Here is a 24,486-nt window from a genome sequence, read left to right as displayed (position 1 = left end):
CACGACGATGGGGGCGCTCCGCGTACCGCGGCACCACGGTCCCTCGGGAGGGTGACATGGGCGATCCGTCGTTGGCGCTGCCGGGCGGGGCCGATCCCGTCGAGCGCACGCGCGTCCTGCGCCGGGCGCACGCGGCCTTCACCGAGGACGGGCGGGTCGAGGCTCCGGTCCGGGCGGTGATCGCGAAGTCCTGGCGGCGGTGCGCCGGGGCCCGGCTCAGTCCCGAGTGCGAGCCCCGGCTGGAGCTGGCGGAGGCCGAGCTGCGGTCCTACCGCGCGCAGCATCCGCTGGCCCGGGTGATGCCGCTGTTCCGGGACCTCGTCGGGGCGTTCGCGGCGCACGGGGCGCACCTGCTGGCGGTGTGCGACGCGCGGGGCGGGCTGCTCTGGGTCGAGGGTGAGCCGGCCACGCTGCGCCGGGCCGAGCGGCTGGGTTTCGTCCCGGGCACGCGCTGGGCGGAGACGGCGATGGGAACGAACGCGCCGGGTACGGCGGTTGCCGTCGGGCGGCCCGTCCAGGTCTTCGGGGCGGAGCACTTCAGCCGCCGGGTCCATCCCTGGACGTGCGCGGCGGCCCCGGTCCGTGACCCCGGGACGGGGCGGGTGCTCGGGGCGGTCGACATCACGGGCGGCGACGGTCTGGCCCACCCCCATTCGCTGGCCTTCGTCCAGGCGGTGGCCCGCGCGGCGGAGACCCAGCTGGCGCTGCTCGCGCCGGAACCCCCGGCCGTCGGCCGGGACAGCCTCACCGTGCTCGGCCGTGACGGCGCGCTGCTGGTCCTCGGGGGCCGGCGGATCCCGCTCGGGCGGCGGCACAGCGAGATCGTCACCCTGCTGGCGCACCATCCGGAGGGCCTGTCGGGGGAGGAGCTGGCCTACGCCCTGTACGAGGACGAGTCGGTCTCCGCGGTGACCCTGCGGGCGGAGATGTCCCGGCTGCGGGGCCTGCTGGGGGCGGAGCACCTGCTCTCGCGGCCCTACCGGACGGCCGCCCCGCTGGAGGCCGATTCCACCGCGGTGATCCGGCATCTGGCGGCGGGCGCCGTCTCGGCCGCGCTCGCCCGGTACGCGGGGCCGCTGCTGCCCGCGTCGACGGCGCCCGGCATCGTGCGGCTGCGCCGCCGGATCGAGGAGCAGGCACGGGCGGCGGTGATCGCCCGGGCGGACGCGGGACTGCTCACGGACTGGGTGTGCGCCCCGTGGGGCGCGGAGGATCCGGCGGTGTGGAGGGCGCTGGCCGACGCCCTGCCACCGGAGGGCCGGCCGGCCGCGCTGGCCCGCGTGCGCGCCCTCGACGCGGAACTCGGCGCGCCGCCCGCCGCGAGCCGGAACGGAACCGGGTACGGGTACGCCGGGCCCGTCACCGCGGCGGGCCCCCGGCACGCAACGTACCCGCAACCTGCCCGCTCCTAGCCTCCTCCCCGAGCGCTGTCCGACGGCGGCCGGCGCCCGGCAAGGGGAGGACACCATGGCCCGTTACGCTGCGCCCGGTACCGAGGGCGCGCTGATGTCGTACGCGTCCCGCTACGACCACTTCATCGGCGGCGAGTACGTCGAGCCCGCCCGCGGCCGGTACTTCGACAACCCCTCCCCCATCACCGGTCTGCCGTTCACCGAGGTCGCGCGCGGCACCGCCGAGGACGTCGAGCGCGCCCTGGACGCGGCCCACGCGGCGGCGCCCGGCTGGGGCCGCACCTCGGCCGGCGAGCGGTCGACGGTCCTGCTGCGGATCGCGGACCGCATGGAGCAGCACCTGGAGGCCCTCGCGGTCGCGGAGACCTGGGAGAACGGCAAGCCGGTCCGGGAGACGCTCGCCGCGGACATGCCGCTGGCCGTCGACCAGTTCCGCTACTTCGCGGGTGCGCTGCGCGCCCAGGAGGGTGCGCTCAGCCAGCTCGACGACGACACCGTGGCCTACCACTTCCACGAGCCGCTGGGCGTGATCGGCCAGATCATCCCGTGGAACTTCCCGATCCTGATGGCGGTGTGGAAGCTCGCTCCGGCGCTCGCGGCCGGGAACACGGTCGTCCTCAAGCCGGCCGAGCAGACACCGGTTTCGGTGCACTACTGGCTGAGCCTGGTGGCGGACCTGCTGCCGCCCGGCGTGGTGAACATCGTCAACGGCTTCGGCGAGGAGGCGGGCAAACCCCTGGCGTCCAGCCCGCGCGTCGCGAAGGTGGCCTTCACCGGGGAGACGTCCACGGGCCGGCTGATCATGCAGTACGCGGCCGAGCACCTCACGCCGGTCACCCTCGAACTCGGCGGGAAGAGCCCCAACCTCTTCTTCGACGACATCTGGACGACGGACGACGACCTGCGCGACAAGGCCCTGGAGGGCTTCACGATGTTCGCCCTCAACCAGGGCGAGGTGTGTACGAGCCCGTCGCGCGCGCTGATCGAGCGCGGCCGGTACGGGGACTTCCTGGAGGCGGCCGTCGCCCGCACCGAACTCATCGTGCCCGGACACCCGTTGGACACGGACACGATGATCGGGGCGCAGGCCTCCGAGGAACAGCTGAAGAAGGTCCTGTCGTACGTGGAGATCGGCCAGCGGGAGGGCGCCAAGCTCCTCACCGGCGGGCGCAAGCAGGAGCTGGAGGGCGAGCTGGCGGGCGGTTTCTACGTCCAGCCGACCATCTTCGAAGGCGACAACCGCATGCGGATCTTCCAGGAGGAGATCTTCGGCCCGGTGGTGTCCGTGACCTCCTTCCAGGACTTCGACGACGCCGTCCGCATCGCCAACGACACCGCGTACGGCCTGGGCGCGGGCGTCTGGACCCGTGACGTCAACACGGCCTACCGCGCGGGCCGCGCGATCCAGGCCGGCCGCGTCTGGACGAACTGCTACCACGCCTACCCGGCCCACGCCGCCTTCGGCGGCTACAAGCAGTCCGGCATCGGCCGCGAAACCCACAAGATGATGCTGGAGCACTACCAGCAGACGAAGAACCTCCTGGTCAGCTACTCACCGAAGAAGCTCGGCTTTTTCTAGATGCTCCCGCAGGACGGGGCTGGTGCCGGGCAGGACACAGCCCTCACCGGCTGCCGCCGGTGAGGGACCCGCTCAAGGCCTGAGCCGGTCCTGCTGGACGTCGAAACAGACCAGCCCCATGGACTCCGCCACGGCCGCCGCGTAGGCAGAGGCCTCCTCGGCCATGCTCCACCGCATCGGGAAGTAGATCAAAGGACCACTGGCCTCACCGATCAACGGCCCGGTCGACCAAGGCGAAGTGTCCTCCTCGTCCTCAGGGAGATCACACCACCGCTCAAGAAGCTTGGTGACGAAGGCCGCTATGCGTTCGGACGGAGGCTCCTCCGCCTCGGCCTCGATGTATCGGTCGTATAAGTCGTTGAAGTCCCGGCCGGCGGACTTGTCATCCGCCGGCCTCTCGCCCTCCCAGACAGCCAGGTCATAACTCATGCCCTGGAGGCTCTCACACCGCGCTGACAGCCATCTGAGCCGGTCGATAGCACAGGCTTCAGCCGCAGGTCCCCCACCGTCCTCCCGGGCAACCACAGCGGCGATCAGCGCCAACGCCCCCTCTGAGAGGGCGGAGCCTGCGACAGCCAGTAGTCGAGCCAATCGGTATCAGCCATGTCTGCTGGTCCGAGGAGGCCTCGAGGGCCCGTTCTTCGGTGCGGGTGCGTGAAGTCGCGAAGGCGGGGCAGGTGAAGTCCAGGCGGTGAGCAGCACATCCGCCGAGCACGACGTACGGAACAAGGAGGGTCGGCGGAGAGGCAGTTCGCCGCCGTCCTCCATTGACCGAGGAGTTGTTTTCGCGTGACTGAACATGTGTGGAGTTACAAGTCGACGTCGGGCCACCTGGCCGGTACCGATCTGACCGGCTACAAGGTCGAGGCGACCGACGGCGGCATCGGCAAGGTCGACAAGCACTCCGACGAGGTCGGTGACGCCTATCTGGTGGTCGACACCGGTGTGTGGATCTTCGGCAAGGAGGTCCTGCTGCCGGCGAGCACCGTCGTCAGGATCGACCCGGAGGACAAGAAGGTCTTCGTCGACCGCACCAAGGAACAGATCAAGGACTCCCCCGAGTTCCACCGGGACAAGCATCTCGGCGACGCCGGGTACCGGGAGGAGCTGGGCACGTACTACGGCACCGGCGCCCCCTTCGGCGGCCGCCCCGCCTGATCCCGTTCCCGCATGACGACGCCGGTCCCGGCACCCTTCCTGGGTGCCGGGACCGGCGTCGTGCGGGTCAGCCCCCCTCGAAGTCGAGGACCGCCGCCACGGCGGTTTCCTGTTCCTCGACGTCCCCGGGGCTCCTGGCGATCACCGCGTACCGCCAGGAACGGCCGTCGGGCGGTACGTCCGCGTAGAGGACCACGCCCTCGCCGTGATCCGGGTCGAACGCGAGGCGGGAGGCGCGCAGCCGGGCGAGGGCCTCGTCGAAGTCCATGGGAGTGCGCGTCCAGCCCTTCGCCACCGACCACGCGGGCGCCGGGTGCGGCCCGGCCGGTCCTCCGGTCAACCGGGTGACCATGGCGTGCGGTGTGGTGGTGGCCGTACGGCGGATGTTGCTCTCGCTCGCGTACGCGACGCCGTCCGTGTCGACCAGCGCGTCGAGCCCGAAGGGCCCGGCGTAGCCGTGGTCGGCCAGGTGGCGGCCGAGGGCCGTCCCCCACTCCTCCAGTTCGCCGGCCACGTGTGCGCAGGACGGCGGCAGCGGAGAGGCGTATCCCGTGAAGGAACCCTGCACCGTGCGCATCGCTCCGCTGAAGAGAGCGCGTGGCCCGGAGGGGGTCGCCTCCATCTGGATGCTGACCGACTCGGCGACGTCGAGGCACTCCTCCACCACCCACAGGCCCTCGGGCCCACCGACCGCATCGAGGGGCAGGCTCGCCCCGCCCCTCAGGTCGTCGCGGGACACGAAGCGCATCCCGTGCCCTCCGGCCGAACGGTCGGGTTTCACCACGATGCGCTCGTGGTGCCTCAAGAGGTCACGCGCCACGCCTTCCGTCTGCGGGCGCCGGCACATCCGGCCCGTCGGCAGCCGCATGCCCAGTTTCCCGGCCGTCTCGCGGAAGCCGGTCTTCGTGTTGAGCAGCATGGCCATCCTCAGGGCGGCCTCGGCGGCCTCGACCGTGGGATACGGGTGGACCGCGATGCCGATGTCCCGGGCGAACGCGATCGCCGACGCGTCCAGCGCCGTCGGCAGCAGCGCCGCGCCACGGTCCCCGGCGAGAGCCCTCACCTGCTCGACGAGGCCCGCCTCGCGCACCGCCCTCGCCAGCGGGACGGCTCCGGCGGGGGGCACCTCGATGACAGCCACCGATTCCGGGGGCACCCCGGTCAGGCCGTACGCGTAGCGCAGGAACTCCGGGCTCAGCGGCACGGGGGTGACGAACACGTCCCCCGCCCGGAGCAGCCACACCTTCCGCGGCGCCTGCTGGGCCCACTGCGTCAGGATCTGGCCCTCGTTGAGATCCACCGCCAAGTCCGAGAGGAAGTTCGCGAACACCACGATCGGGCCCATGTCAGTCACCGCTCTGCTCCTCCGGTCGCCTTACGGCCGTCGACGGTCAGCTGGGATCACCCGCTCAGCCCCTGTCCCGCCGAACGCACCGACCCGGCCGGAGTGTGACACGGCAGGTGGTGGCGGGCGGGGATCAGGGCGGCGCGCACGGGCAGTTTCACACCTGGCCCGGTACCAGGTCCGCCCGGGGAGGCCATCGGCCCGACTCGGTCCGGCGCTCAGAGCAGCGCCTCCAGCCTGATGGGCAGGTCCGTCAGGCGTTTGCCGGTGGCGTTGAACACCGCGTTCCGGATGCCGCTCACCATGCCTCCGATGGCCTGGCTGTGGACCGGTTTGGGGCTGGCCACGCGGCCCGCGGCGTAGGCCGCGAACATCCCGCTCCAGCGCACGGACCCGGCTGCCGGCCCGTCGGCGCGGGTGGGGTGGCACGGGAAGCGGTACCCGCCGGGTCACGTCGAGAGCCGGCGGTGGTCCGGCCGTCCAGGGTGTCAGGTGGGTGTGTGGGCGGTTTTGTGCGTCGTGGCGCCGTCTTCGTCCTGGGGCTCCGGCGCGGGGGGCTGATGCGGAGCGGGCGGGGTGCGGACCAGCAACGCGACCAGCACGGCCACGGCGCCGAGTGCGGCGCCGATGCCGAATCCCCACCGGATGCCCGTGGCGAGGGCGCCGGTGGCGTCGGCGCCCTCGGCTGCCGCCGTGGCGGCGCGTCCCGACATGACGGCGATGACCAGGGCGGTGCCGGCGGCGGCCGCGACCTGTTGGAGCGAGCCCAGGATGGCGGAGCCGTGGGGGTAGAGGTGCGGCGGCAGTACGGCCAGGCCCGAGGTGAAGACGGGGGTGAAGACGAACGCCATGCCCGCGCTCAGGGCCACGTGAAGGGCGAGCACCAGCCACGGCGAGGTCTGTTCGCCCGTGAGGGCGAACAGCGCGAGGCACAGCGCCGTGAGTACGGCTCCGGGTACGACCAGGCGGGGTGCGCCGAGCCGGTCGTACAGCTTGCCGACCTGTGGTCCGAGCAGGCCCATGGTCAGGCCGCCGGGGATGAGGAGCAGCCCGGTCTGCAGTGAGGTCAGGCCGCACACCTCTTGCAGGTAGATCGGCAGCAGGATGAACGCACCCATGAGGGCCATGAAGGACAGGCACATCAGACCGAGTGCCACGGAGAAGTGCCGGTACGTGAGGGCGCGCAGGTCCAGCAGCGGTGCGGACGAGCGTTGCAGTGCCAGCTGGCGCCATACGAACAGGCCTACGAGCACGGCGCCGACCAGGGTGGTGGCCTCCGGGGGTACGGGGGCCTGGGCCGCGTTCTCGGCACCGAGCCCGCTCAGGCCGTAGACCAGGGCGCCGAAGCCCGCTGCCGCCAGGGGGACGGACAGCCAGTCGATGGGGGCGGCCTGCGGCTCGCCGATGTTGACCAGGTTGCGCCGGCCGAACAGGGCCATGGCTCCGGCGATGGGGAGCACGGCCAGGAACAGCAGGCGCCATGACCCCAGCTGCAGCAGCACACCGGAGACGGCGGGGCCGAGGGCGGGTGCGACGGAGATGACGAGGGTGATGTTGCCCATGACACGGCCGCGGTCGTGCGGGGGCACGAGGGTCATCAGCGTCGTCATGAGCAGCGGCATCATGACGGCGGTGCCGCTGGCCTGGATGACGCGCGCGGCCAGCAGTACGGGGTAGGCGGGCGCGGCAGCGGCCAGAGCCGTGCCGGCGAGGAACAGTGCCATGGCGAGGCCGAAGGCGGTTCGGGTCGTCACGCGCTGGAGGAACCACCCCGTCACCGGGATGACGACGGCCATGGTGAGCATGAAGGCCGTGGACAGCCATCCTGCGGCGGCTGCGGTGACCTCGAACTGGCGCATGAGCCGCGGGATCGCGTTGACCATGATCGTCTCGTTGAGGAGGACGACGAACGTGGACAGCACGAGGATCCGCAGCACGGCGGTGACGCGGGCGGGCGAGGGCGTGGGCGTTGCGTGTGGTGCGGGCATGGTGCCTTCCGTCATGTGAGTGTCCTCCGCACGTGGGCGGGTCACACAGACAGACCGCGGCGCCGGGAAGAACTCATCGCTGTTCGCCGATCCTGTCGCTGCCGCCGCCCGGGCTCAAGCCATTTTGCCGACCGTTCCCGGCGGCGGAGGGGTCCACGAGGGCAATCCCGGCCGCCGCTCCGGCCTCCCTCGGCCGGCACCGGCCCGCCCCTCCAGCCGTCCTCCGCCGCACTTCCAGCCGGGGCACCCGGTTCCCCGCCGGGCGGGGAACCGGGCGGGAACAGGGCGCGGAACCGGGCGGGGAACCGGGCGGGGAGCCGAGCTCATCCGTCGTTCAGTCGCAGCAGTCGCAGCAGCACTTGCACGGATTGCAGCAGCCACCGCCGCCCCCGCAGCCGTCACCCGAGCCCCCGCCGGAACCACCGGAGCCGCCGGAGCCGTGACCGCCGCCCGAACCGCCGGAGGAGCCGCCCGAGCCGCCGCCGTGGCCGCCGAACCAGCCGTCACCACCGGAACCGTCCCTGCCGGAACCGTCCCGGCTCGCACCGCCGTTGCGGTTGCCGTCGCCGAACTGCAAGGGCTCGCCGTCATCCTGGCCGGCGTCGTCGCCGCAGCGGCAGCACCGTGGGCACAACCTGCAGTCGCGGCACAACCGGCCCCATTCGCGACACCGCCGGCACTGTCCCTCCGGATGCCGGACCGACGCCGTCACCGCGCCCTCCGGGGCCGCGCCCGCAAGCTCCCCCACGCCGCAGGCCGCGCCCGTACCGGTCCCCGCGGGCGTTTCCGTCTCCGCACGGCGTCCCAGCCAGGGCAGCATGCGCGGGCCCCGCACCTGGCGGCGGTGCTGGTGGTGACGATGCCGAGGGTCGAAGACCCGGTCGACGGCCCGTTCCAACTCGCCGCCCAGGAGCGCCTGCACCAGCCGGCCGTCGACGAACACGGCGTCGGACAGGGCGAGTCGGATGCCACGGACGGCGTCGTCGCAGAGCCGGCGCACCTCGGCCCGGTCCGCGCCGGTCACGGCGATCGGGTTCCACGCGCCGGACGCCTCGTCCGCGTCCAGGTCCTCCACCGCGTCCAGCAGATGCGCCAGCCGGCCGAAGAGACGGCCGGCTTCCGCCAGCGGTTCGGCGTTGCCCGGGCGGTCCGTGAGCACCGCGGTGTACGAGAAGGCGGCCGCGGTCGCCGTCTCCGCGGGTTCCGTGACCGTCAGCAGCGAGCCACCGGGGCCGGTCGACCGCTCGATGTCCGGCTGGCGCTCGACCGCCCCGAGCAGCAGCGCGGTGTCGAAGCCGAGTCGTTCGCCGCCCGCGACGCCCGCCCGGTCCCAGTTGTCGGCTATCCGGCGTGCCGCCAGCGCCACCGGGCGGCGCCCCACCAAGCCGTCGCCGTCGGCGGCGTGGTCACGCATCTTCGCCGCGGCCAGCACCAGCGACACCGTCGCCGCCAGCCGCGCACCCTCACCCTGCGCCACGTCCGCCGACCGCATCCCGCGCAGCGGGCACGGACCGGCCCCCCGCCGCCAGTCCCCCGTACGCTCCGACTGCGCTTCGGTCAGCACCGAGACGATCAGGCCGTCGTAGTTGGTGGCCACCCTCGCGAACTGCCCGTACTCGCTGCGCAAAGCCAGACACAGCCCGCACAGGTGCGCCATCCACTCGGTACGCAGGCCCTCGCCCAGGCGATGACGGCATGGTCTGATGATTCCGAACACCGAAGTTCTCCCCCGTAGGAACAGCTGCCGGGCGCATCCGGTCGGACGGCTCACGGACGCGAGACCGCACACGAGGCACGCCCGGCGTGACGTCACCGCATGTGACGTCAACGCGCGGCCGACATCCTAAATGGTCGCGTCCGAGAGGTGTCCGCGGAGTCGGGTACGAAGGCTTCCGAGGTCGTCGCCTGACGAACGACCCGGACGGACCGCCCGCGCAACGGCCTTGCGGACGCGATCGCCGGCCTTCTCGGTAGCGTGGTCCTCTGTTGTACGGGTGTCCACGGGTCCGGCCGGTCCGGGCCGGGGCTTTCGACGGAGAGGGACGAGGCTGCGATGAGTGAACCGACGAAGCCCGAGGTCGTGGTTCCGGAGGGTGACGCTCCTGCCGAGCTGACCACCCGGGACCTGGTCGTCGGGGACGGCGCCGAGGTGAAGCCGGGCATGGTGGTCAGGGTCCACTACGTCGGGGTGACCTTCGCGTCCGGGAAGGAGTTCGACGCCTCCTGGGACCGGGGCGAGCCGTTCAAGTTCGCCCTGGGCAGTGGCAGGGTCATCAAGGGCTGGGACCGGGGGGTGAAGGGGATGAAGGTGGGCGGCCGGCGCGAGATCATCGTTCCCCCGCGTCTCGGCTACGGCAACCAGTCCCCCTCACCGTTGATCCCGCCGGGCTCGACCCTGGTCTTCGTGGTGGACCTGCTCGACTCGTATTCCGCGACGACCGGGTGGAGCAACTCCTAGGCCGCCCCTGGCGGGCCGGGCCCGTTCAGTCGAGGACGGCGATGGCTTCGATCTCGACCAGGTGCTCGGGGACGTCCAGTGCCGCGACGCCCAGCATGCTGGCGGGCGGGACCGGCGTGACGCCCAGTGCCGCGCCCGCCCGGGCGATCCCCTCCAACAGCAGGGGCATCTTGTCGGGGGTCCAGTCGACGACGTAGACGGTCAGTTTCGCCACGTCGGCGAAGGAGGCGCCGGCCCCGGCCAGGGCGGTGGCGATGTTGAGGTAGCACTGCTCGACCTGTGCGGCGAGGTCGCCTTCCCCGATCGGGGCACCGTCGGCGTCCCAGGCGACCTGCCCGGCGATGAAGACCAGCTTCGACCCGGTCGAGATGGACACCTGCCGGTAGACGTCTATTTCGGGCAGTCCGTTGGGGTTCACCAGGGTGACGGCCATGCTGCCAGCCTCCGTTCGCTGAGCGAGTCGCTCTCTTGTGGTTACTGGAGAACCGTAGGAGAGTGGCCGCTGACATGGAAGAACGCACTTTTCGGTGACGGGGGAACCTCAAGGTGACCAAGCAGTACAGCGGCTCGCCCGAGGACGCGGACCTCAGGCGCGCGGACTCCCTGGCGCGGGAGATCTTCTCGGACGTCGCCAACAAATGGGCGCTCCTGATCATCGAGGCGCTGGGCGAACGCACCCTGCGTTTCACCGAGGTGCGGGGCGAGGTCGAGGGCATCAGCCACAAGATGCTCACCCAGAACCTGCGCATGCTGGAGCGCTACGGCCTGATCGAGCGCACGGTGCACCCCGTCGTTCCGCCCCGCGTCGAGTACGCCCTCACCGAGCCGGGCCGGGCCCTGCGGGTGACGATCGACGGCATGTGCGACTGGACCCACCGGTACCTCGGCCACATCGAAGCCTCCCGCCACCGCTTCGACGCCTGACGGGCGCCGCGCTCGCGGTACGGGCGCCCGCCGCCAGTTTCACGGCACGCCCCGGCGCGTGTCACTCCGGATCCTTCCGGATGCCCCGCCCCGCGCTCCCGCCCCTACCTTGTCGACGGCGTCCGCCAGTACGACCAGTCCGGAGCCCGGGGAGCAGCGTTGCCGACGACCGCCACCACCGACCGGCCGACCGCCCCCGTCCCCGTGCTCGGGCCCGAGGAGCGCGAGGTGCTGTGCGCGGTCGGACGGGGCCTGCGGGACGACGAGATCGCCGCCGCCTTGGCCCTCCCCGAGGAGGCCGTGGCCGAACACCTCGCACGGATCCTCGTGAAGCTCGGTCTGCGCGACCGGGCCGCCGCCATCGTCCACGCCTTCGACAGCGGCCTGGTCGTCCCCGGACGCGGCCCCCGGACACGGCGGGTGAGCCGGGCGCCGCGGATCGGCGCGGGCCGCGCGGCCGGGCCGGAGGTACGGATCTCCGTGCTCGGACCGGTGCAGGCATGGCAGGGCGGGCGGCCCTTGGACCTGGGGCCCTTCCGCCAGCAAGCCGTACTGGCGGCGCTGACCCTGTGCGCGGGGCGGACCCTCAGCCGGCAGAAGCTGCTCGACGGCGTATGGGGGACGGAGCAGCCGCTCGCGAACGTGGTGCCGGTGTACGTGTACCGGCTGCGCAAGGCCCTGCGTGCCGGGGACGGTCCCGACCCGGTCATCGAGCACGACCGGCGTGGTTACCGGCTGGTCTCCGGCACGGTCGACGTGGACGTGGCCCGCCTGGAGGACCTGGTCGCCGGCGTCGGGACGGCGGAGCGGGCGGGCGACCCGGCAGAGGCGGTCCGCCTGTGTTCGCGGGCGCTGGACCTGTTCCGCGGGGAACTCCTGGCCGGCCTTCCGGGGCCCCTCGCCGAACTGGAACGGCTTCGGCTCACGGAGCGCCGGATCGCCCTCGCGCAGCGGAGGGCGGAGTGCCGGCTGCGCCTGGGCCAGTGCTCCGAAGCGACCGCCGAGCTGTTCGCGCTGTCCGCGGCCAACCCCCTGAACGAGCCGGTGGCCGCGATGCTGATGCGGGCGCTCTACCGTGGCGGCCGGCAGGCGGACGCGCTGGCCGTGTTCGGGCGCGTCCGTGGCCGGCTGGCGGACGCCCTGGGGGTTCCCCCGAGCGGGATGCTGCGGCGGACGCAACGGATGATCCTGCGCGGGGACGAAGCCGGTCTCGGTCTCGCCGGAGCCGCGCGGTAGCGGTGCGGCGCGGTAGCGGTGCGGCGCGGACGCGTCACCACCTGCCGCCGGCCGGTTCGCCCGGGCCGGCGGCAGGTGGTGGGCGGAGGTTCCGCGGGCAGAGACGGCCTAGGCGGGGTACCAGGCGCCGTTGTACCACTGCTCGTTGGCGCCGTCGTTGTGGTGGTCCATGTTGAAGTCTTCGGGGTAGTTCCTGACGTGGTTGTTCGGGTAGGTCCAGATGCCGGCGGACTCGTCGCAGACGTAGTCCCAGTGGCAGATCGTCTTGACCGGCACGTTGCCGAAGAACCTGTCGGCGCCGGCGAGCGGCGCACCGATGATCCCGCCGAACGGCACGGATCCGCCGTTGGCGCCGGGAGGGCCCTGGCGCTTGGGGTCGGCGATGAGGATGGCGTTGACGTTGTCGAACGTCTGCCAGTTCTCGGTGACCCAGGTGTGGACCACCGCGGCGCCCAGGGAGTAGCCGCCCATCTTGACGTGCTGGCCGGGGCAGGCGGCACGCTGGTCGCGGACCAGCCGGTTCAGCTCGTTGACGCCCGCCCGGGCGCTCGCGCCGTTGGGGATCTGGGTGGGGTAGCCGACGTGCTGCTGGATGTTGCCGTAGAAGCCGTCGTTGTTCCACGAACTGCCGGTGCCGCCGACGACGATCGTGTAGGTGCCCTCGCACGGGGCCGCCGCTTGCGCTGCGGACTCCTGTGCCACTGACAGCCCGGCCGTCAGCAGAAGCCCGGACAACACGGCCGCGGTCCTTCTTGCTCGCATCGCGATCCTCCCCAGGTAGTCGGCCCGCGCGTCCGCTTCCCGTCGGGGGACGCGGTCGGCCGAGGTCACCTGACGACAGTGGCAGCGGGCGATGACATCCCGATGAAACGCCGACCGTCATCGCAGCTGACGGCGGACCAGGTCGTGGAAGAGGCCCGTGGTGTCGGCGAGCAGTTCGGCGGGCGGGCCCTGCTGGACGATGCGGCCGTCCGCCATGGCGATCACGCGGTCCGCGCCCATGACCGTGGAGAGCCGGTGGGCGATCACGACGCGGGTGGCGTTCAGGGCGCGGGTGGATTCGACGACCACGCGCTGGGTTTCGTTGTCCAGTGCGCTGGTGGCCTCGTCGAAGAACAGGATGCGCGGCTTGCGGATGAGGGCCTGGGCGATCATCAGGCGCTGGCGCTGGCCGCCCGAGACGGTGCCTCCGCCGTCGGACAGCATGGTGTGCATTCCCATCGGCATGGCCTTGACGTCGTCCGCGAGGCCCGCCATCGCGGCGGCTTCCCACGCCTCTTCGAGCGAGTACGTCCCGGCGCCGCAGATGCAGTCGAGGATCGAGCCGGTGAAGGGCTGGGCGTTCTGCAGGACGACTCCGCACTGGCGGCGCACGGCCGCCTGGTCGAGCGCCGCCAGGTCCTGCCCGTCGTACAGCACGCTGCCGGAGACGGGCTTGTCGAAGCCGATGAGCATCCGCAGCAGGGTCGACTTGCCGCAGCCGCTGGCCCCGACGATCGCGACGAACTCGCCCTGGCCGACCCGGAGACTGACGTCGTCGAGGACGAGCGGCCCGTCGTCCGTGTAGCGGTACGACAGGTTCCTGGCCTCGACGGCCCCGGTCAGCTCGCCCGGCCGGGTGTTGGAGCGGACCACCTCGGGCGTCTCCCGCAGGAGCGGTCTGATCTGTTCGAACATCGGCAGCACCGCGGCGGCCGATATGAGCGCGCCGGTCAGCTGAGTGACCGAGGACAGCAGCATCGTCAGCGCGGTGCTGAAGGTGAGGAACTCGCCGGCGGACATGGCGCCGCGGGCGGGTCCGGCCAGCAGGACGAACATCACCAGCGTGCACAGCGGCAGGTAGACGGCGCCCAGGACCGTGATGACGTTCTGTATCCGGCCGATGCGCTGTTGCAGGTCGCGGGTACGGGCGAACTCCCGCGCCCAGGCGGCGTACGCGAAGCTCTCGGCGGCGGCGACGCGGAGCTTGGGCAGGCCGCGCAGGGTCTGGAAGGCCTGGTTGTTGAGCCGGTGGCCGAGCGCGATCAGCCGGCGCTGGTGGCGCAGCTGCCACAGTCCGAGGGCGAGGAAGACGCCCGCGACGCCGACCAGCATGGCGAGCGCCGCCATGGCCAGCGGCACGCTGTAGACGAGCAGCAGTACGAGGTTGACCGCGCCGACCGCGCCCGCCTGTACGCAGACCGGGCCGATGCCGGACAGGATGCGGCGGATGGCGCTGATGCCCATCGCCGCGCCGGCCAGTTCGCCGGTGGAGCGGCCGGCGAAGAACTTCGTCGGCAGCCGCAGCAGCCGGTCCCAGACGGCCGGCTGCAAGGTGGCCTCGATGCGGCCCTCCATCCGCAGGAGGGAGGTGTTCTGGAGCAGCATGAACACGGCCGAGACGATGCCGGTCGCGATCAGTGCCAGCCCGGTCTGCACGATGAGGCCGGTCTCGGCCTGCGGGACGTACCGGCCGAGTACCCGGCCGGTCGCGATCGGCACCAGTGCGCCCAGGACCACGGCGACCAGCCCTCCCGTCAGGAGGCTGCGCAGTTCCGGGAGGGTGCCGCGCACGCTGAAGCGGAGCAGGGCCGGCAGGCCCACCGGCCCGTCGGGCAGCGGGCGGTACAGCATGACGGCGCGCGGTTCGAAGGCGTCGCCGTTCGCCTTGCCGACGCGCTCGCGCGTGCCGGTGGCGGGGTCGACCGCCTCGTATCCGCCGCGCCGCCACAGCAGGGCGACCGGCGTACCGTCCTTCTCGCGCCGGCCTACGAGCGGGCCGGTGTTCTCCCGCCACCAGGGTCCGCGGAGCCTGACCGCGCGGGTGCGGATCCGCGAGGCGAGGGCGATGCGTTCGACGGGATCGGCCTGGTCGCCGGAGCCGTCGGCTCCGCCCGGTTCGGTCAGCGGGATGCGGGCCGCGTCGGCGACCAGGCGGCAGACGGCGAAGGTCGCGTCGGCGCTCGCGGTCCGGTGGGAGTCCCGGCCGGCGCGGACGATGGACGCCAGCAAGGTCCGGTCCGCCTGGGTGCGGGCGGCCCGGCCCGCCTCGATCCCGGCCGCCGTCCGGTCCTCGTGCGCACGCTCCAGCTGCTCGATCCAGCCGTCGAGGGCGTACAGCAGGCGGTGCTGCTGGTCGACCATGCCCTGCCACATCGCCGCGTCGACGAGGAGGGTGCCCACCGCCTCCGCCTCGTACACGGCGCCGTACTGCACGCTGCCCGGGGTGACCCGCATCCACAGGATGTCCTCGTCGGCCCCGTCGTGTCCGGCGGCGCCGGCGCCGCCGTCCAGCGGTGCCTGGCACAGCACGCGCAGGCCGCGGCCCACGCCGCGCGCGAAGGCGTCCTCCAGTGGGCTCGGCCGTCCTGCGGCGGCCTCGTACTGCGCTTGGTCGGCGTACCACGGTCCGCCCTGGAACCGGTCGTCGGGGAACGGGCCGCCGTACTCGGGGCGGTGGAGCTCCCGCAGTTCGACGCGCCGCAGCCGGCACCCCTGGAGGGGGCGGCCGACGAGGGTGTGGTCGGGGCCCTCGGCCGGGCCCAGCAGCAGCGTGCCCGGTTCCAGCCGGCCCAGGAAGTGCCAGTGTCCGGCGTGTGCGGCGTCGACGGCGAAGAGGTCCAGCTCGCCCTCCACGACGAGCCACAGGACGAGCGGGCCCTCCAGGGACAGGCTGCGCACGCCCGTGCAGTCGACGGGCGAGCCCAGTGCGCCCAGGGCCGCCACGACGGGGTCCGGGGCCGGGGCGCCGCCCCACTGGCCGGCGGTGGTGGCGTGGTGTGCGTACGTCACCTCAGTGCTCCTTGACCAGTTCGGCGTACGGGCCCCGTGCGGCGAGCAGGTGCTCGTGGCGCCCGCGTTCGACGACGGTGCCCCGGTCGAGCACCACGATCTCGTCGCTGTCGCGCACCGTGCTCAGCCGGTGGGCGATGACCACGCAGGCGCAGCCGCGCCGGCGCAGGTTGTCGATGATGACCTGCTCGGTCACCGCGTCCAGGGCGCTGGTGACCTCGTCGAGGACCATGACGCTGGGGCGGCGCACCAGCGCGCGTGCGATTTCCAGGCGCTGCCGCTGGCCGCCGGAGAAGTTGCGGCCGTCCTGTTCGACGCGGCTGTGGATGCCGCCGGGACGGCGGGCGACGACGTCGTGCACGGCGGCGTCCTCCAGGGCCGCGATGACGGCCTCGTCCGGGATGGAGGGGTCCCACAGCGTGACGTTGTCCCGGACGGTTCCCTCGAAGAGGAAGACGTCCTGGTCGACGAAGGAGACGGAGGCGGCCAGCGCGCCGCGCGGAATGTCCTCCAGCCGCATCCCGTCGATGCGGACGGCCCCCTCCCAGGGGGCGTGCAGGCCGGAGATCAGCCGGGAGACGGTGGACTTGCCGCTGCCGGAGCCGCCGACGAGCGCGACCTGCTGCCCGGGGCCGACCGAGAGCGAGAAGTCCGTGAGCAGCGGGGCGTCCAACGGGCTGTAGCCGAAGGTGACGTGGTCCAGCTCCACATGGCCCTTGAGGCGGCGGGTGCCGGCGGCGGGTTCGCGCCGGGAGTGGACCGGGTCGACGGGAAAGTTCTCGACGTCCTTGAGGCGGGCCACGTCGGCTGCGAAGTCCTGGATCCGTCCGACGACGCCGCCCAGGCGGGAGATCGGCGCGGTGAAGCTGGTCACCAGGGCCTGGAACGCGACGAGCAGACCCACGGTGAGGTGGCCCTCCACCGCCCGCAGCCCGCCGATCATCAGGATCAGCGCGCTGTTGAACGCCGCGAGCGTGGGGGCGGCGAGCGCGAGCCACGCGCTGGGCACGCCGAGCCGTTGCTGCACGTCGAGGGTGACGGCGTGCTGTCCGGCCCAGCGGCGGAAGAAGCCGTTCTCACCGCCCGTGGCCTTCATCGTCTCGATGAGCTGGAGACCGCTGTAGGAGGTGTTGGTCAGCCGGGCGCTCTCGGCGCGCAGCTTCTGGGTGCCGGTGGCCCTCAGCCGGATCACGATCCGCATGGCCACCACGTTGAGCAGTGCCACGGCCACGCCGACGAGGGTGAGCTGGGGGTCGTACGCCCACAGCAGCACCGCGTAGATCACGATCACGACGGCGTCGACGCCCGCGGCGGCCAGGTCCCGGGCGAGGGTCTCGGCGACCGCGTCGTTGGACTGGAGGCGCTGGACCAGGTCGGCCGGGTTGCGCTGGGAGTAGAAGGCGACGGGCAGCCTGAGCAGGTGCCGGAAGAAGCGGGCGCCGCCCAGGGTCGAGGAGATGATGCGCCCGCGCAGCAGGTTGGCCTGTTGGAGTGCGGTGAGCGTCGCGGTGAGTACGAGGGCGACGGCCATCGAGGCGAACAGGACGCCCAGCAGGGACGTCTGCTCCCCGATGAGGAACATGTCGATGTAGGTGCGGCTCAGGGCCGGCACCGTCGCGCCCACGGCCACCAGGAGGAGGCTGGAGAGCACGGCGGCGGCCATGGTCCCCGAAGTGCCCCGCAGGCGGGCCGGCATGGCGCCGAGGACGCCCGGCTTGCGGCCGCCGCGGCGGAAGCCGTCACCGGGTTCGAAGGTGAGCACGACGCCGGTGAAGCTGGTGTCGAACTCGTCCATGGGGACGAACCGGCGTCCCTTGCCGGGGTCGTTGACGTAGACGCCCCTGCGGCCGAGCCGGCGGCCCGTGCCGTCGTAGACGACGTAGTGGTTGAACTCCCAGAAGAGGATGGCGGGGGCGCTCTCCTCGGCGAGCGCGGCCAGGTCCATCTGCATGCCCTTGGCCTTCAGCCCGTATCCGCGGGCGGCCTTGAGGAGGTTGCTGGCGCGGGAGCCGTCGCGGGAGACGCCGCAGGCGATGCGCAGTTCTTCGAGGGGGACGAAGCGGCCGTGGTGGCCGAGCACCATGGCGAGGGCGGCGGCGCCGCACTCCACGGCTTCCATCTGCAGCACGGTGGGGGTGCGTACGGGGCGGGGCGTCCTGCCCCTGGGGGCGGGCGCGGGCCTGCGGCGGGTTCCGCCCTTGGGGTCGGGGCGGTGGCGTCGGCGGCCGGCCGGCGGAAGCTGTGGCGCGGTCACGGCAGCAGCCAGTCGACGGGGCGCTGCTCGACGAGGTGGACGGATCCGGTGACCGGCGTCCTGGATTCGACGTCGTACGGGGGCCCGTCCCCGGAGGACCACCGGTAGCCGGACGGGGTGGAGGAGGGTTCGAGCCGTACGAGCACCGCGATGACCTGGTCGCCCTGGCGGGAGAACTGTTCGGCGAGGGCGTCGTCGCCCAGGAAGCCGCCGATCTGCGCCCGTGTCTGGGGCGCGCGGCCGACCGTCTCGACGCGGCCGCGCAGCATGCCGAACCGCTGGTGCGGGACGGACTGGACGCTCAGGTCGACCTCGGCGCCGACGGGGATCGCCGGTCCGCCGGCGCCCGGCACGTACAGCACGGCGACGAGCGGGTCCCGCGGATCCTTCACGCGTTCCACGGTGGCCACGTCCGCGCCGGTGGCGACGACGGAACCCACCTTGGCGACCAGTGCCGTCAGCCGGCCGGCGGTCACCACGCGCACGGGGCGGTCCCCCTGTTCGGTACGGACGGTGAGCAGGGGTGCGCCGGCGTCCAGCAGCCGGCCCTCCTCGGCGAGGACCGCGGTCACCTGTCCCGCGACGGGGGTCTGCAGTACGTAGCTGCCCTCGGCGCGGGTGAGGATGCCGGGTGCGCTCAGCTTGGAGGACACGGTGCCGGTGAAGGCCCAGAAACTCGCGGCGGCCATGACGATGACCGTGACGGCCAGGACGAGCCGCCCCTGCGGGCGTGCGAAGCGGACGGGCAGGTCGAGTTCTTCGGGCGATTGCAGCTTGGAAAGAGCCTTTTGTCGAAACTGCACGGACTATTCCTTCGACTGCATTCGTATCGGCCGGGCGCGGGCAGCCAGGAACCCCGGAGCCGTGGGGGACGCTCCGGGGTTCATGGGGAAATGACGATCAGAGACCGACGCGACCGGTGTTCACCGAAACACCGGTGATGCCCGTGACGAGGCCGGGGACGTTGGAGACGAGGCCCTGCGCGGCCTGGACGGTGTGGAGGGAGCCCACGACACCCACGACGTCGCTGACATCGCTGGTCACGGCGCCGCCGAGGCCGCCGGAGATGCCGATGATGCCGCCGGAGACGGCGTCCAGCTCGGTGTCGGCGATCTCACGGGTCTCAAGGTCGTTACGCATGATGCGCACCTTTCATTGGGGGGATGAATTCATTACCGCGGCAGCCCGGCGGCCCGACGGCCCGAAACTCGGCCGCCATTCCGGACTGCCGCAATGCGCAGATGTAAGCACGCGAACGCGCTGCCCACCCAATCCCGTTGACGCCCCATCACGGGTGGATGGTCACCTCTGAAGAGAGAGGTGGAGTTTGATTCACGGAATGGTGACGGCTTCTTCACAAGATCGAGTAACACATACGGGCCGTCCGTTGCTTACACGGAACGGAAACGATCAAACCGGCATCAAGCGGATGGGGCATATCCGGCATACCGCTGGCCCGGGCGGGCGGGCCGTCGCGATCGCGCACACGATGTGCAGGTTTTCGGAAGGCGCACGGCGTGACGGGCCCCTCACGCCGGGTGTACGCACCCCCGCGACGCGGGTCCGCACCCGCGGCGCACGCTGCGTGGCCGCCGGGTTCCGCACGGGCAGTGCGCGTGTCACGCATTGCCTCGATGTCACTGTGTGTTCGCTCAGCAGATCCTCAGATCCGGATAACGATCCCGTGACCACGCAAGGGTCTTTCGGCCTGATCACGGGCCAATGAGGGATTTGCCGGTGATGTACACCACGGTTTTCGGCCGAATGGCGTGGTACATCTTCACGACCGTTTGCCGGACCACCCACGTCCGAGCAGAGGCGCTGGAGCCGGCCGACCGCCGGCAGCAACTCCATCAGCATCCGGGGGATCGGAACCCGATCCGCGGCCGAGGACGGCGCGGGTCTACATGGAGCGGAAAGGCGCACCACAGCATGACCTCGACGCAGGTTGAACAGCACCGCGGAGACGACGGCGACGCGACCACGGGCGGCACGCCCGAGGAGGGCTACGAACGCGGCCTCAACAGCCGCCAGGTCCAGATGATCGCCATCGGCGGCGCCATCGGCGTCGGCCTCTTCCTGGGTGCCGGCGCGAACATCGCGAAGGCCGGGCCCAGTCTCATCCTCATGTACGCCCTCGCCGGCGTCATCGTCTTCTTCATCATGAGGGCGCTCGGCGAACTGCTCCTGTACCGGCCCGTCTCGGGTTCGTTCGCGGAGTACGCCCGTGAGTTCCTCGGTCCGTTCTTCGGTTTCGTGACCGGCTGGACGTACTGGCTCATGTGGGTGGTCACCGGCATGGCCGAGCTGACCGCGGCCGCGATCTACGTGCACTTCTGGTTCCCGGACTTCCCGCAATGGGTGACCGCCCTGGTCTTCCTGGTGGTCCTGTTCGTCGCCAACCTCATCTCGGTGAAGATCTTCGGCGAGATCGAGTTCTGGTTCTCGATGGTCAAGGTCACCGCCCTGATCGGCATGATCGTGATCGGCATCGGCGTCGTGACCTTCGGGTTCAGCCAGGCCGGTGACACCGCCGCCGTCTCCAACCTCTGGGCATTCGACGGGATCTTCCCCAAGGGCGTCGGCTCCAGCCTGATGACCCTCCAGGGCGTCATGTTCGCCTACCTCGCCGTCGAGCTCGTCGGCGTCACCGCGGGTGAGTCCGAGAACCCGGAGAAGACGCTCCCCAAGGCGATCAACACCCTGCCGTGGCGCATCATCGTCTTCTACGTCGGCGCCCTCAGCGTGATCCTGATGGTCGTCAAGTGGACCGAGTTCGAGCCGGGCGTCAGCCCCTTCGTGGCGGCCTTCGCGAAGATCGGCATTCCGGCCGGTGCGGCGATCGTCAACTTCGTGGTCCTGACCGCGGCCCTGTCGTCCTGCAACTCCGGCATGTACTCCACCGGCCGCATGCTGCGCGACCTGGCCGCCAACTCCGAGGCCCCCAAGATCCTCGGAAAGCTGAGCTCCACCAAGACCCCGGCGCTCGGCATCACCCTCTCCGCCGCCCTCATGGGCATCGGCGTGGTCCTGAACTACGTGGTCCCGGAGAAGGCGTTCGGCTACGTGACCTCGGTCGCGACCGCGGCCGGCATCTGGACCTGGATGATGATCCTCGTCAGCCACATCCGCTACCGCCGCGCGGTGGTCGCCGGCCGGCTGCCGGCCTCGTCCTTCCCCGCACCCGGCGGCACGGTGTGCAGCTGGATAGCCCTGGCCTTCCTGCTGATGGTCACCGTGCTGATCGCCATCGACCCCGACAGCCGCGTCTCCCTGTACGTGGGCGCCGGCTGGGCGCTGTGCCTGGCGGTCGGCTGGACGGTCCTCAAGTCCCGCAACCCGCGGATCGCCGCGCGGTCGGCCGACCGCGAGCCGGAGCCCTCGGCCCGCGCCTGACCCCCGCGCCCCGCGCACGCCACGGCCCCCGTCCCCTCCGGCGACACCGGAGGGGACGGGGGCCGTCGTGGTGCGGCTACTGCCAGTCGTCCCAGGGCGGGTCGATCTCGTCCGGGTCGAAGGGCGGTTCGTCGGCGTGCGGCGGCGGCTCCTCCTCGGCGGCCGCCGAGAGGAACGCGGCGGTGGCCGGAGCGGCCGCAGCGCCTCCGGCCGGAACCGCCGCAGCCGTCGCGGGGGCGGTCGCGGAGGTGGTCGCGGCCGACTCCGCGAGGGTGTCGAGGACTCCTTGCGCGTACTTGGCCAGCTTGGCCTCGCCGACGCCGCCGATGGTGCCGAGTTCCTCGACCGTGCCCGGGAGCCGCGTCGCGATCTCCCGCAGCGTCGCGTCGTGGAAGACGACGTACGCCGGTACGCCCTGCTCGCGCGCGGTCGCGGCCCGCCAGGCCCGGAGGGCGAGGAACACCGGCTCGGCAGCGGCCGGCAGGTCGACCGGCACGCGGGCGCCCTTCCCCGGGCGCGACCCGGACTGCTTCCGGGACGAGCCGGCCGGCGCCTTCTCCTTGCGCATCTGTACGCTGCGGCACCCTCCGAGGACCTCACCGCTGTCGTCCGTCAGGACGAGCGTCCCGTAATCGCCCTCCACCGCCAGCAGCCGCTGCGCGAGCAGCTGGCGGACGACGCCCCGCCACTCCGCGGTACTCAGGTCGGAGCCGACGCCGAACACGGACAGTCCGTCGTGGTCGAACTGGATGACCTTGGCCGTCTTCTTGCCCTGGAGGATGTCGATGATCTGGCCGGCGCCGAACTTCTGGCGCCGTTCCTTCGCCAGCCTCCACACCGTGGACAGCAGTTTCTGCGCCGCGACCGTCCCGTCCCAGGACTCGGCGGGCGTCAGACACGTGTCGCAGTTGCCGCACGGCTCGCCCGACTGCCCGAAGTACGCGAGCAGCCGCGTCCGGCGGCAGTCGACCGTCTCGCACAGCGCGAGCATGGCGTCCAGGTGCATGCCGAGGGACCGGCGGCGTGCGTCGTCGCCCTCGGAACCCTCGATGAGCTTGCGCTGCTGGACCACGTCCTGAAGGCCGTACGCCAGCCACGCCGTCGCCGGCTCTCCGTCGCGGCCCGCGCGGCCGGTCTCCTGGTAGTAGCCCTCGACCGACTTCGGCAGGTCGAGGTGTGCCACGAAGCGCACGTCCGGCTTGTCGATGCCCATGCCGAAGGCGATCGTGGCCACGACGACGACCCCGTCCTCCCGGAGGAAGCGCGCCTGGTTCGCCGCGCGCGCCCTGGAGTCCATGCCGGCGTGGTACGCCAGGGCGTCGATGCCCTGTTCCACCAGGAACGCCGCGGTCTTCTCGACGGAGGACCGCGAGAGGCAGTAGACGACTCCGGCGTCCCCGTCGTGCTCGGTCCGGATCAGCTCCAGCAGCTGCTTGAGCGGGTTGTCCTTGGCGGCGATGCGGTACTGGATGTTCGGCCGGTCGAAGCTGGCGACGAAGTGCCGGGCCTCCTCCAGGCCGAGCCGCGCCACGATCTCGGCGTGGGTGGCCTCGGTGGCCGTCGCGGTCAGCGCGATCCTCGGCACCTTCGGCCAGCGCTCGTGCAGCATGGACAGCGCCAGGTAGTCGGGCCGGAAGTCGTGGCCCCACTGGGCGACGCAGTGCGCCTCGTCGATCGCGAAGAGCGAGACCTTGCCCCGGTCGAGCAGCCGCTGCGTGCCCTCCGAGCGCAGCCGCTCGGGGGCGAGGTAGAGCAGGTCCAGTTCGTCGGCGAGGAAGGCCTGCTCGACGGCCTGCCGTTCGTACGGGTCCTGCGTCGAGTTGAGGAAGCCGGCCCGCACGCCGAGGGCGGTGAGCGCGTTCACCTGGTCCTGCATCAGCGCGATGAGCGGCGAGATCACGACGCCCGTGCCTTCTCTGACGAGCGCCGGGATCTGGTAGCAGAGCGACTTGCCGCCGCCGGTCGGCATCAGCACGAGGGCGTCTCCGCCGCCGACGACCTGCTCGATGATCTCCTGCTGCTCGCCGCGGAAGGAGCTGTATCCGAAGACGCGGTGCAGTACCTGCAGCGCGTCCGGGATCTCGGGGGAAGGGTCCGAAGGGGCCATCCGAGAAGCCTAACGGCACCTGCCGACACCCCGGCTCCGTACTCCCGTACCTGTGGACAACCCGGCGGTTCGGCGGCGGACGGGGGCTGTGCGAGGGTGTCCGTTCGAAAGGAGATCATGATGCAACGACCGAGCGTGCCCGAGGACCTCGATCCCGCCGGAACCCTGTGGGCGAGGGCGGTGACGTTCGCGGCGCTGGCGGCCGCGCGCGGCGACCACGACGAGTACTGGCTGGACGAGGACGGCGTCTGGGGCGAGAACGGCAGCGGATCGTACTGGTGGCGCATGCGGATGTGCGGGACCGACCGGGCCGTGTTCTGCGGGCAGGACGCCGACGGCAGCTACACCCACGTCGGGCCGGAGCCGCTCGACTTCCTCGCCGGCGGGCCCGACTGGCTGCCGTGGGACCAGCTGCGTGAGGACGCCGCGGGCAACATGTTCGGCTTCGTCTACTGGTGGGAGAACGGTGCCTGGCACCGCGTCGACTACCGCGCGGACGAGATGGGCGACGGGCTGGACGGAGCCGCCCCCTGGGCGGACTCGGAGGAGGAGTTCCTCGACGAGGCCGAGTGCGTGCTCGGCGAAGCCTCCCCCGGCGGGCCGGCGGTGCGGGAGGCGCTGTCCGCGTTCGCGGGGCACGCCGAGCGGCGCACGGTGGACTCCGGCGCCGTCGCCGCGCTGCTGGCGGCGGCCGGCGGCGCGCTGGACGCGGACGCCGCCCTGGAAGTGGCCCGGCGGGCGGGCGTCACCGTCTGAGGCCCGCGGGAGCGCGAGAAGGGGGGGGGCGCCGCGCGGAGCCCGCGGGCGGGCCCGCCGAGCAGCCTCATCAACAACGAAGACATAACAAAACCCCACCAG

At 71.9% G+C, this 24,486-nt stretch carries 20 protein-coding genes; 8 read left to right on the top strand and 12 right to left on the bottom strand.

The annotated features are described in order from the left end of the window. Positions 1-56 precede the first annotated feature (56 nt). Positions 57-1,412 (top strand): GAF domain-containing protein, encoded by a 1,356-nt coding sequence (locus ABZZ17_RS00100; protein ID WP_356870251.1) that lies wholly within the window; start codon positions 57-59, stop codon positions 1,410-1,412. A gap of 55 nt (positions 1,413-1,467) precedes the next feature. Further along, a complete protein-coding gene (locus ABZZ17_RS00095) occupies positions 1,468-2,991 on the top strand; it encodes an aldehyde dehydrogenase family protein (RefSeq protein ID WP_356870249.1) in 1,524 nt (507 codons plus the stop codon). A 72-nt stretch (positions 2,992-3,063) separates the two neighbouring features. Here the strand turns inward: ABZZ17_RS00095 and ABZZ17_RS00090 are convergent, their stop codons facing one another. Continuing rightward, the gene (locus tag ABZZ17_RS00090; RefSeq protein WP_356870247.1) at positions 3,064-3,420 is read right to left on the bottom strand and encodes a hypothetical protein; all 357 of its coding nucleotides are present in this window, start codon (positions 3,418-3,420) and stop codon (positions 3,064-3,066) included. A 360-nt stretch (positions 3,421-3,780) separates the two neighbouring features. Here ABZZ17_RS00090 and ABZZ17_RS00085 point away from each other — a divergent pair, with 360 nt between their 5' ends. Continuing rightward, positions 3,781-4,149: a PRC-barrel domain-containing protein gene (locus ABZZ17_RS00085; RefSeq protein ID WP_356870245.1), complete on the top strand. Its 369-nt coding sequence runs from the start codon at positions 3,781-3,783 to the stop codon at positions 4,147-4,149. A 67-nt stretch (positions 4,150-4,216) separates the two neighbouring features. Here ABZZ17_RS00085 and ABZZ17_RS00080 read toward each other — a convergent pair whose 3' ends face one another. From ABZZ17_RS00080 to ABZZ17_RS00065, 4 genes are all read right to left on the bottom strand, one after another. Then, on the bottom strand, positions 4,217-5,494 hold the full coding sequence (locus ABZZ17_RS00080; RefSeq protein ID WP_356870687.1) for a peptide ligase PGM1-related protein: 1,278 nt from the start codon (positions 5,492-5,494) through the stop codon (positions 4,217-4,219). A gap of 218 nt (positions 5,495-5,712) precedes the next feature. Further along, the gene (locus ABZZ17_RS00075; protein WP_356870243.1) at positions 5,713-5,868 is read right to left on the bottom strand and encodes a hypothetical protein; all 156 of its coding nucleotides are present in this window, start codon (positions 5,866-5,868) and stop codon (positions 5,713-5,715) included. Positions 5,869-5,982: 114 nt separating this feature from the next. Beyond that, positions 5,983-7,497 (bottom strand): DHA2 family efflux MFS transporter permease subunit, encoded by a 1,515-nt coding sequence (locus tag ABZZ17_RS00070; protein WP_356870241.1) that lies wholly within the window; start codon positions 7,495-7,497, stop codon positions 5,983-5,985. A gap of 319 nt (positions 7,498-7,816) precedes the next feature. Next, the gene (locus ABZZ17_RS00065) at positions 7,817-9,199 is read right to left on the bottom strand and encodes a DUF5685 family protein (RefSeq protein ID WP_356870239.1); all 1,383 of its coding nucleotides are present in this window, start codon (positions 9,197-9,199) and stop codon (positions 7,817-7,819) included. 336 nt (positions 9,200-9,535) lie between these two features. On the opposite strand from ABZZ17_RS00065, the gene ABZZ17_RS00060 reads away from it, so the two are divergent. Then, a complete protein-coding gene (locus tag ABZZ17_RS00060; protein WP_356870237.1) occupies positions 9,536-9,940 on the top strand; it encodes an FKBP-type peptidyl-prolyl cis-trans isomerase in 405 nt (134 codons plus the stop codon). A gap of 25 nt (positions 9,941-9,965) precedes the next feature. On the opposite strand, the gene ABZZ17_RS00055 is transcribed toward ABZZ17_RS00060, so the two are convergent. Then, positions 9,966-10,373: a RidA family protein gene (locus ABZZ17_RS00055; protein ID WP_356870235.1), complete on the bottom strand. Its 408-nt coding sequence runs from the start codon at positions 10,371-10,373 to the stop codon at positions 9,966-9,968. Between the two features lie 113 nt (positions 10,374-10,486). On the opposite strand from ABZZ17_RS00055, the gene ABZZ17_RS00050 reads away from it, so the two are divergent. Both ABZZ17_RS00050 and ABZZ17_RS00045 read left to right on the top strand, forming a co-directional pair. Then, positions 10,487-10,864, top strand: coding sequence for a helix-turn-helix domain-containing protein (locus ABZZ17_RS00050; protein WP_356870233.1), 378 nt, complete (start codon positions 10,487-10,489; stop codon positions 10,862-10,864). A 159-nt stretch (positions 10,865-11,023) separates the two neighbouring features. Next, complete coding sequence (locus ABZZ17_RS00045) at positions 11,024-12,100, top strand: BTAD domain-containing putative transcriptional regulator (RefSeq protein WP_356870231.1); 1,077 nt, start codon at positions 11,024-11,026, stop codon at positions 12,098-12,100. Between the two features lie 108 nt (positions 12,101-12,208). Here the strand turns inward: ABZZ17_RS00045 and ABZZ17_RS00040 are convergent, their stop codons facing one another. The 5 genes from ABZZ17_RS00040 to ABZZ17_RS00020 all read right to left on the bottom strand — a co-directional run bounded on the left by ABZZ17_RS00040 (position 12,209) and on the right by ABZZ17_RS00020 (position 19,265). Then, positions 12,209-12,862 (bottom strand): cutinase family protein, encoded by a 654-nt coding sequence (locus tag ABZZ17_RS00040; protein ID WP_356870229.1) that lies wholly within the window; start codon positions 12,860-12,862, stop codon positions 12,209-12,211. Positions 12,863-12,979: 117 nt separating this feature from the next. After that, positions 12,980-15,871 carry an NHLP bacteriocin export ABC transporter permease/ATPase subunit gene (locus ABZZ17_RS00035; protein ID WP_356870227.1) on the bottom strand — a complete coding sequence of 964 codons (2,892 nt, stop codon included), beginning with the start codon at positions 15,869-15,871 and terminating at the stop codon, positions 12,980-12,982. Between the two features lies 1 nt (position 15,872). Continuing rightward, on the bottom strand, positions 15,873-18,125 hold the full coding sequence (locus tag ABZZ17_RS00030) for an NHLP family bacteriocin export ABC transporter peptidase/permease/ATPase subunit (protein WP_356870225.1): 2,253 nt from the start codon (positions 18,123-18,125) through the stop codon (positions 15,873-15,875). Further along, positions 18,122-18,928 carry a hypothetical protein gene (locus ABZZ17_RS00025; RefSeq protein WP_356870223.1) on the bottom strand — a complete coding sequence of 269 codons (807 nt, stop codon included), beginning with the start codon at positions 18,926-18,928 and terminating at the stop codon, positions 18,122-18,124. Before ABZZ17_RS00025 ends, ABZZ17_RS00030 begins: the two co-directional genes overlap by 4 nt. Before the next feature lie 97 nt (positions 18,929-19,025). Further along, the gene (locus tag ABZZ17_RS00020) at positions 19,026-19,265 is read right to left on the bottom strand and encodes a hypothetical protein (protein ID WP_356870221.1); all 240 of its coding nucleotides are present in this window, start codon (positions 19,263-19,265) and stop codon (positions 19,026-19,028) included. Positions 19,266-20,057: 792 nt separating this feature from the next. On the opposite strand from ABZZ17_RS00020, the gene ABZZ17_RS00015 reads away from it, so the two are divergent. Further along, positions 20,058-21,521 (top strand): amino acid permease, encoded by a 1,464-nt coding sequence (locus ABZZ17_RS00015; protein ID WP_356870219.1) that lies wholly within the window; start codon positions 20,058-20,060, stop codon positions 21,519-21,521. Between the two features lie 76 nt (positions 21,522-21,597). Here the strand turns inward: ABZZ17_RS00015 and recQ are convergent, their stop codons facing one another. Beyond that, positions 21,598-23,628: a DNA helicase RecQ gene (recQ, locus tag ABZZ17_RS00010; RefSeq protein ID WP_356870217.1), complete on the bottom strand. Its 2,031-nt coding sequence runs from the start codon at positions 23,626-23,628 to the stop codon at positions 21,598-21,600. Positions 23,629-23,745: 117 nt separating this feature from the next. Here recQ and ABZZ17_RS00005 point away from each other — a divergent pair, with 117 nt between their 5' ends. Then, complete coding sequence (locus tag ABZZ17_RS00005) at positions 23,746-24,384, top strand: hypothetical protein (RefSeq protein ID WP_356870215.1); 639 nt, start codon at positions 23,746-23,748, stop codon at positions 24,382-24,384. Positions 24,385-24,486 lie beyond the last annotated feature (102 nt).

The sequence above is a fragment of the Streptomyces sp. NPDC006512 genome, from assembly GCF_040611935.1.
GTDB lineage: Bacteria > Actinomycetota > Actinomycetes > Streptomycetales > Streptomycetaceae > Streptomyces.
Note: the sequence above shows the minus strand (reverse complement) of the source record. Positions and strands in the feature narration are given on the sequence as shown.

Coding starts and splice junctions, on each gene's coding strand:
- ABZZ17_RS00075 (WP_356870243.1), bottom strand. CDS start 5,868: ATGTTCGCGGCCTACGCCGCGGGCCGCGTGGCCAGCCCCAAACCGGTC.
- ABZZ17_RS00070 (WP_356870241.1), bottom strand. CDS start 7,497: ATGACGGAAGGCACCATGCCCGCACCACACGCAACGCCCACGCCCTCG.
- ABZZ17_RS00005 (WP_356870215.1), top strand. CDS start 23,746: ATGATGCAACGACCGAGCGTGCCCGAGGACCTCGATCCCGCCGGAACC.
- ABZZ17_RS00095 (WP_356870249.1), top strand. CDS start 1,468: ATGGCCCGTTACGCTGCGCCCGGTACCGAGGGCGCGCTGATGTCGTAC.
- ABZZ17_RS00090 (WP_356870247.1), bottom strand. CDS start 3,420: ATGAGTTATGACCTGGCTGTCTGGGAGGGCGAGAGGCCGGCGGATGAC.
- ABZZ17_RS00080 (WP_356870687.1), bottom strand. CDS start 5,494: ATGGGCCCGATCGTGGTGTTCGCGAACTTCCTCTCGGACTTGGCGGTG.
- ABZZ17_RS00015 (WP_356870219.1), top strand. CDS start 20,058: ATGACCTCGACGCAGGTTGAACAGCACCGCGGAGACGACGGCGACGCG.
- recQ (WP_356870217.1), bottom strand. CDS start 23,628: ATGGCCCCTTCGGACCCTTCCCCCGAGATCCCGGACGCGCTGCAGGTA.
- ABZZ17_RS00020 (WP_356870221.1), bottom strand. CDS start 19,265: ATGCGTAACGACCTTGAGACCCGTGAGATCGCCGACACCGAGCTGGAC.
- ABZZ17_RS00100 (WP_356870251.1), top strand. CDS start 57: ATGGGCGATCCGTCGTTGGCGCTGCCGGGCGGGGCCGATCCCGTCGAG.
- ABZZ17_RS00055 (WP_356870235.1), bottom strand. CDS start 10,373: ATGGCCGTCACCCTGGTGAACCCCAACGGACTGCCCGAAATAGACGTC.
- ABZZ17_RS00040 (WP_356870229.1), bottom strand. CDS start 12,862: ATGCGAGCAAGAAGGACCGCGGCCGTGTTGTCCGGGCTTCTGCTGACG.
- ABZZ17_RS00060 (WP_356870237.1), top strand. CDS start 9,536: ATGAGTGAACCGACGAAGCCCGAGGTCGTGGTTCCGGAGGGTGACGCT.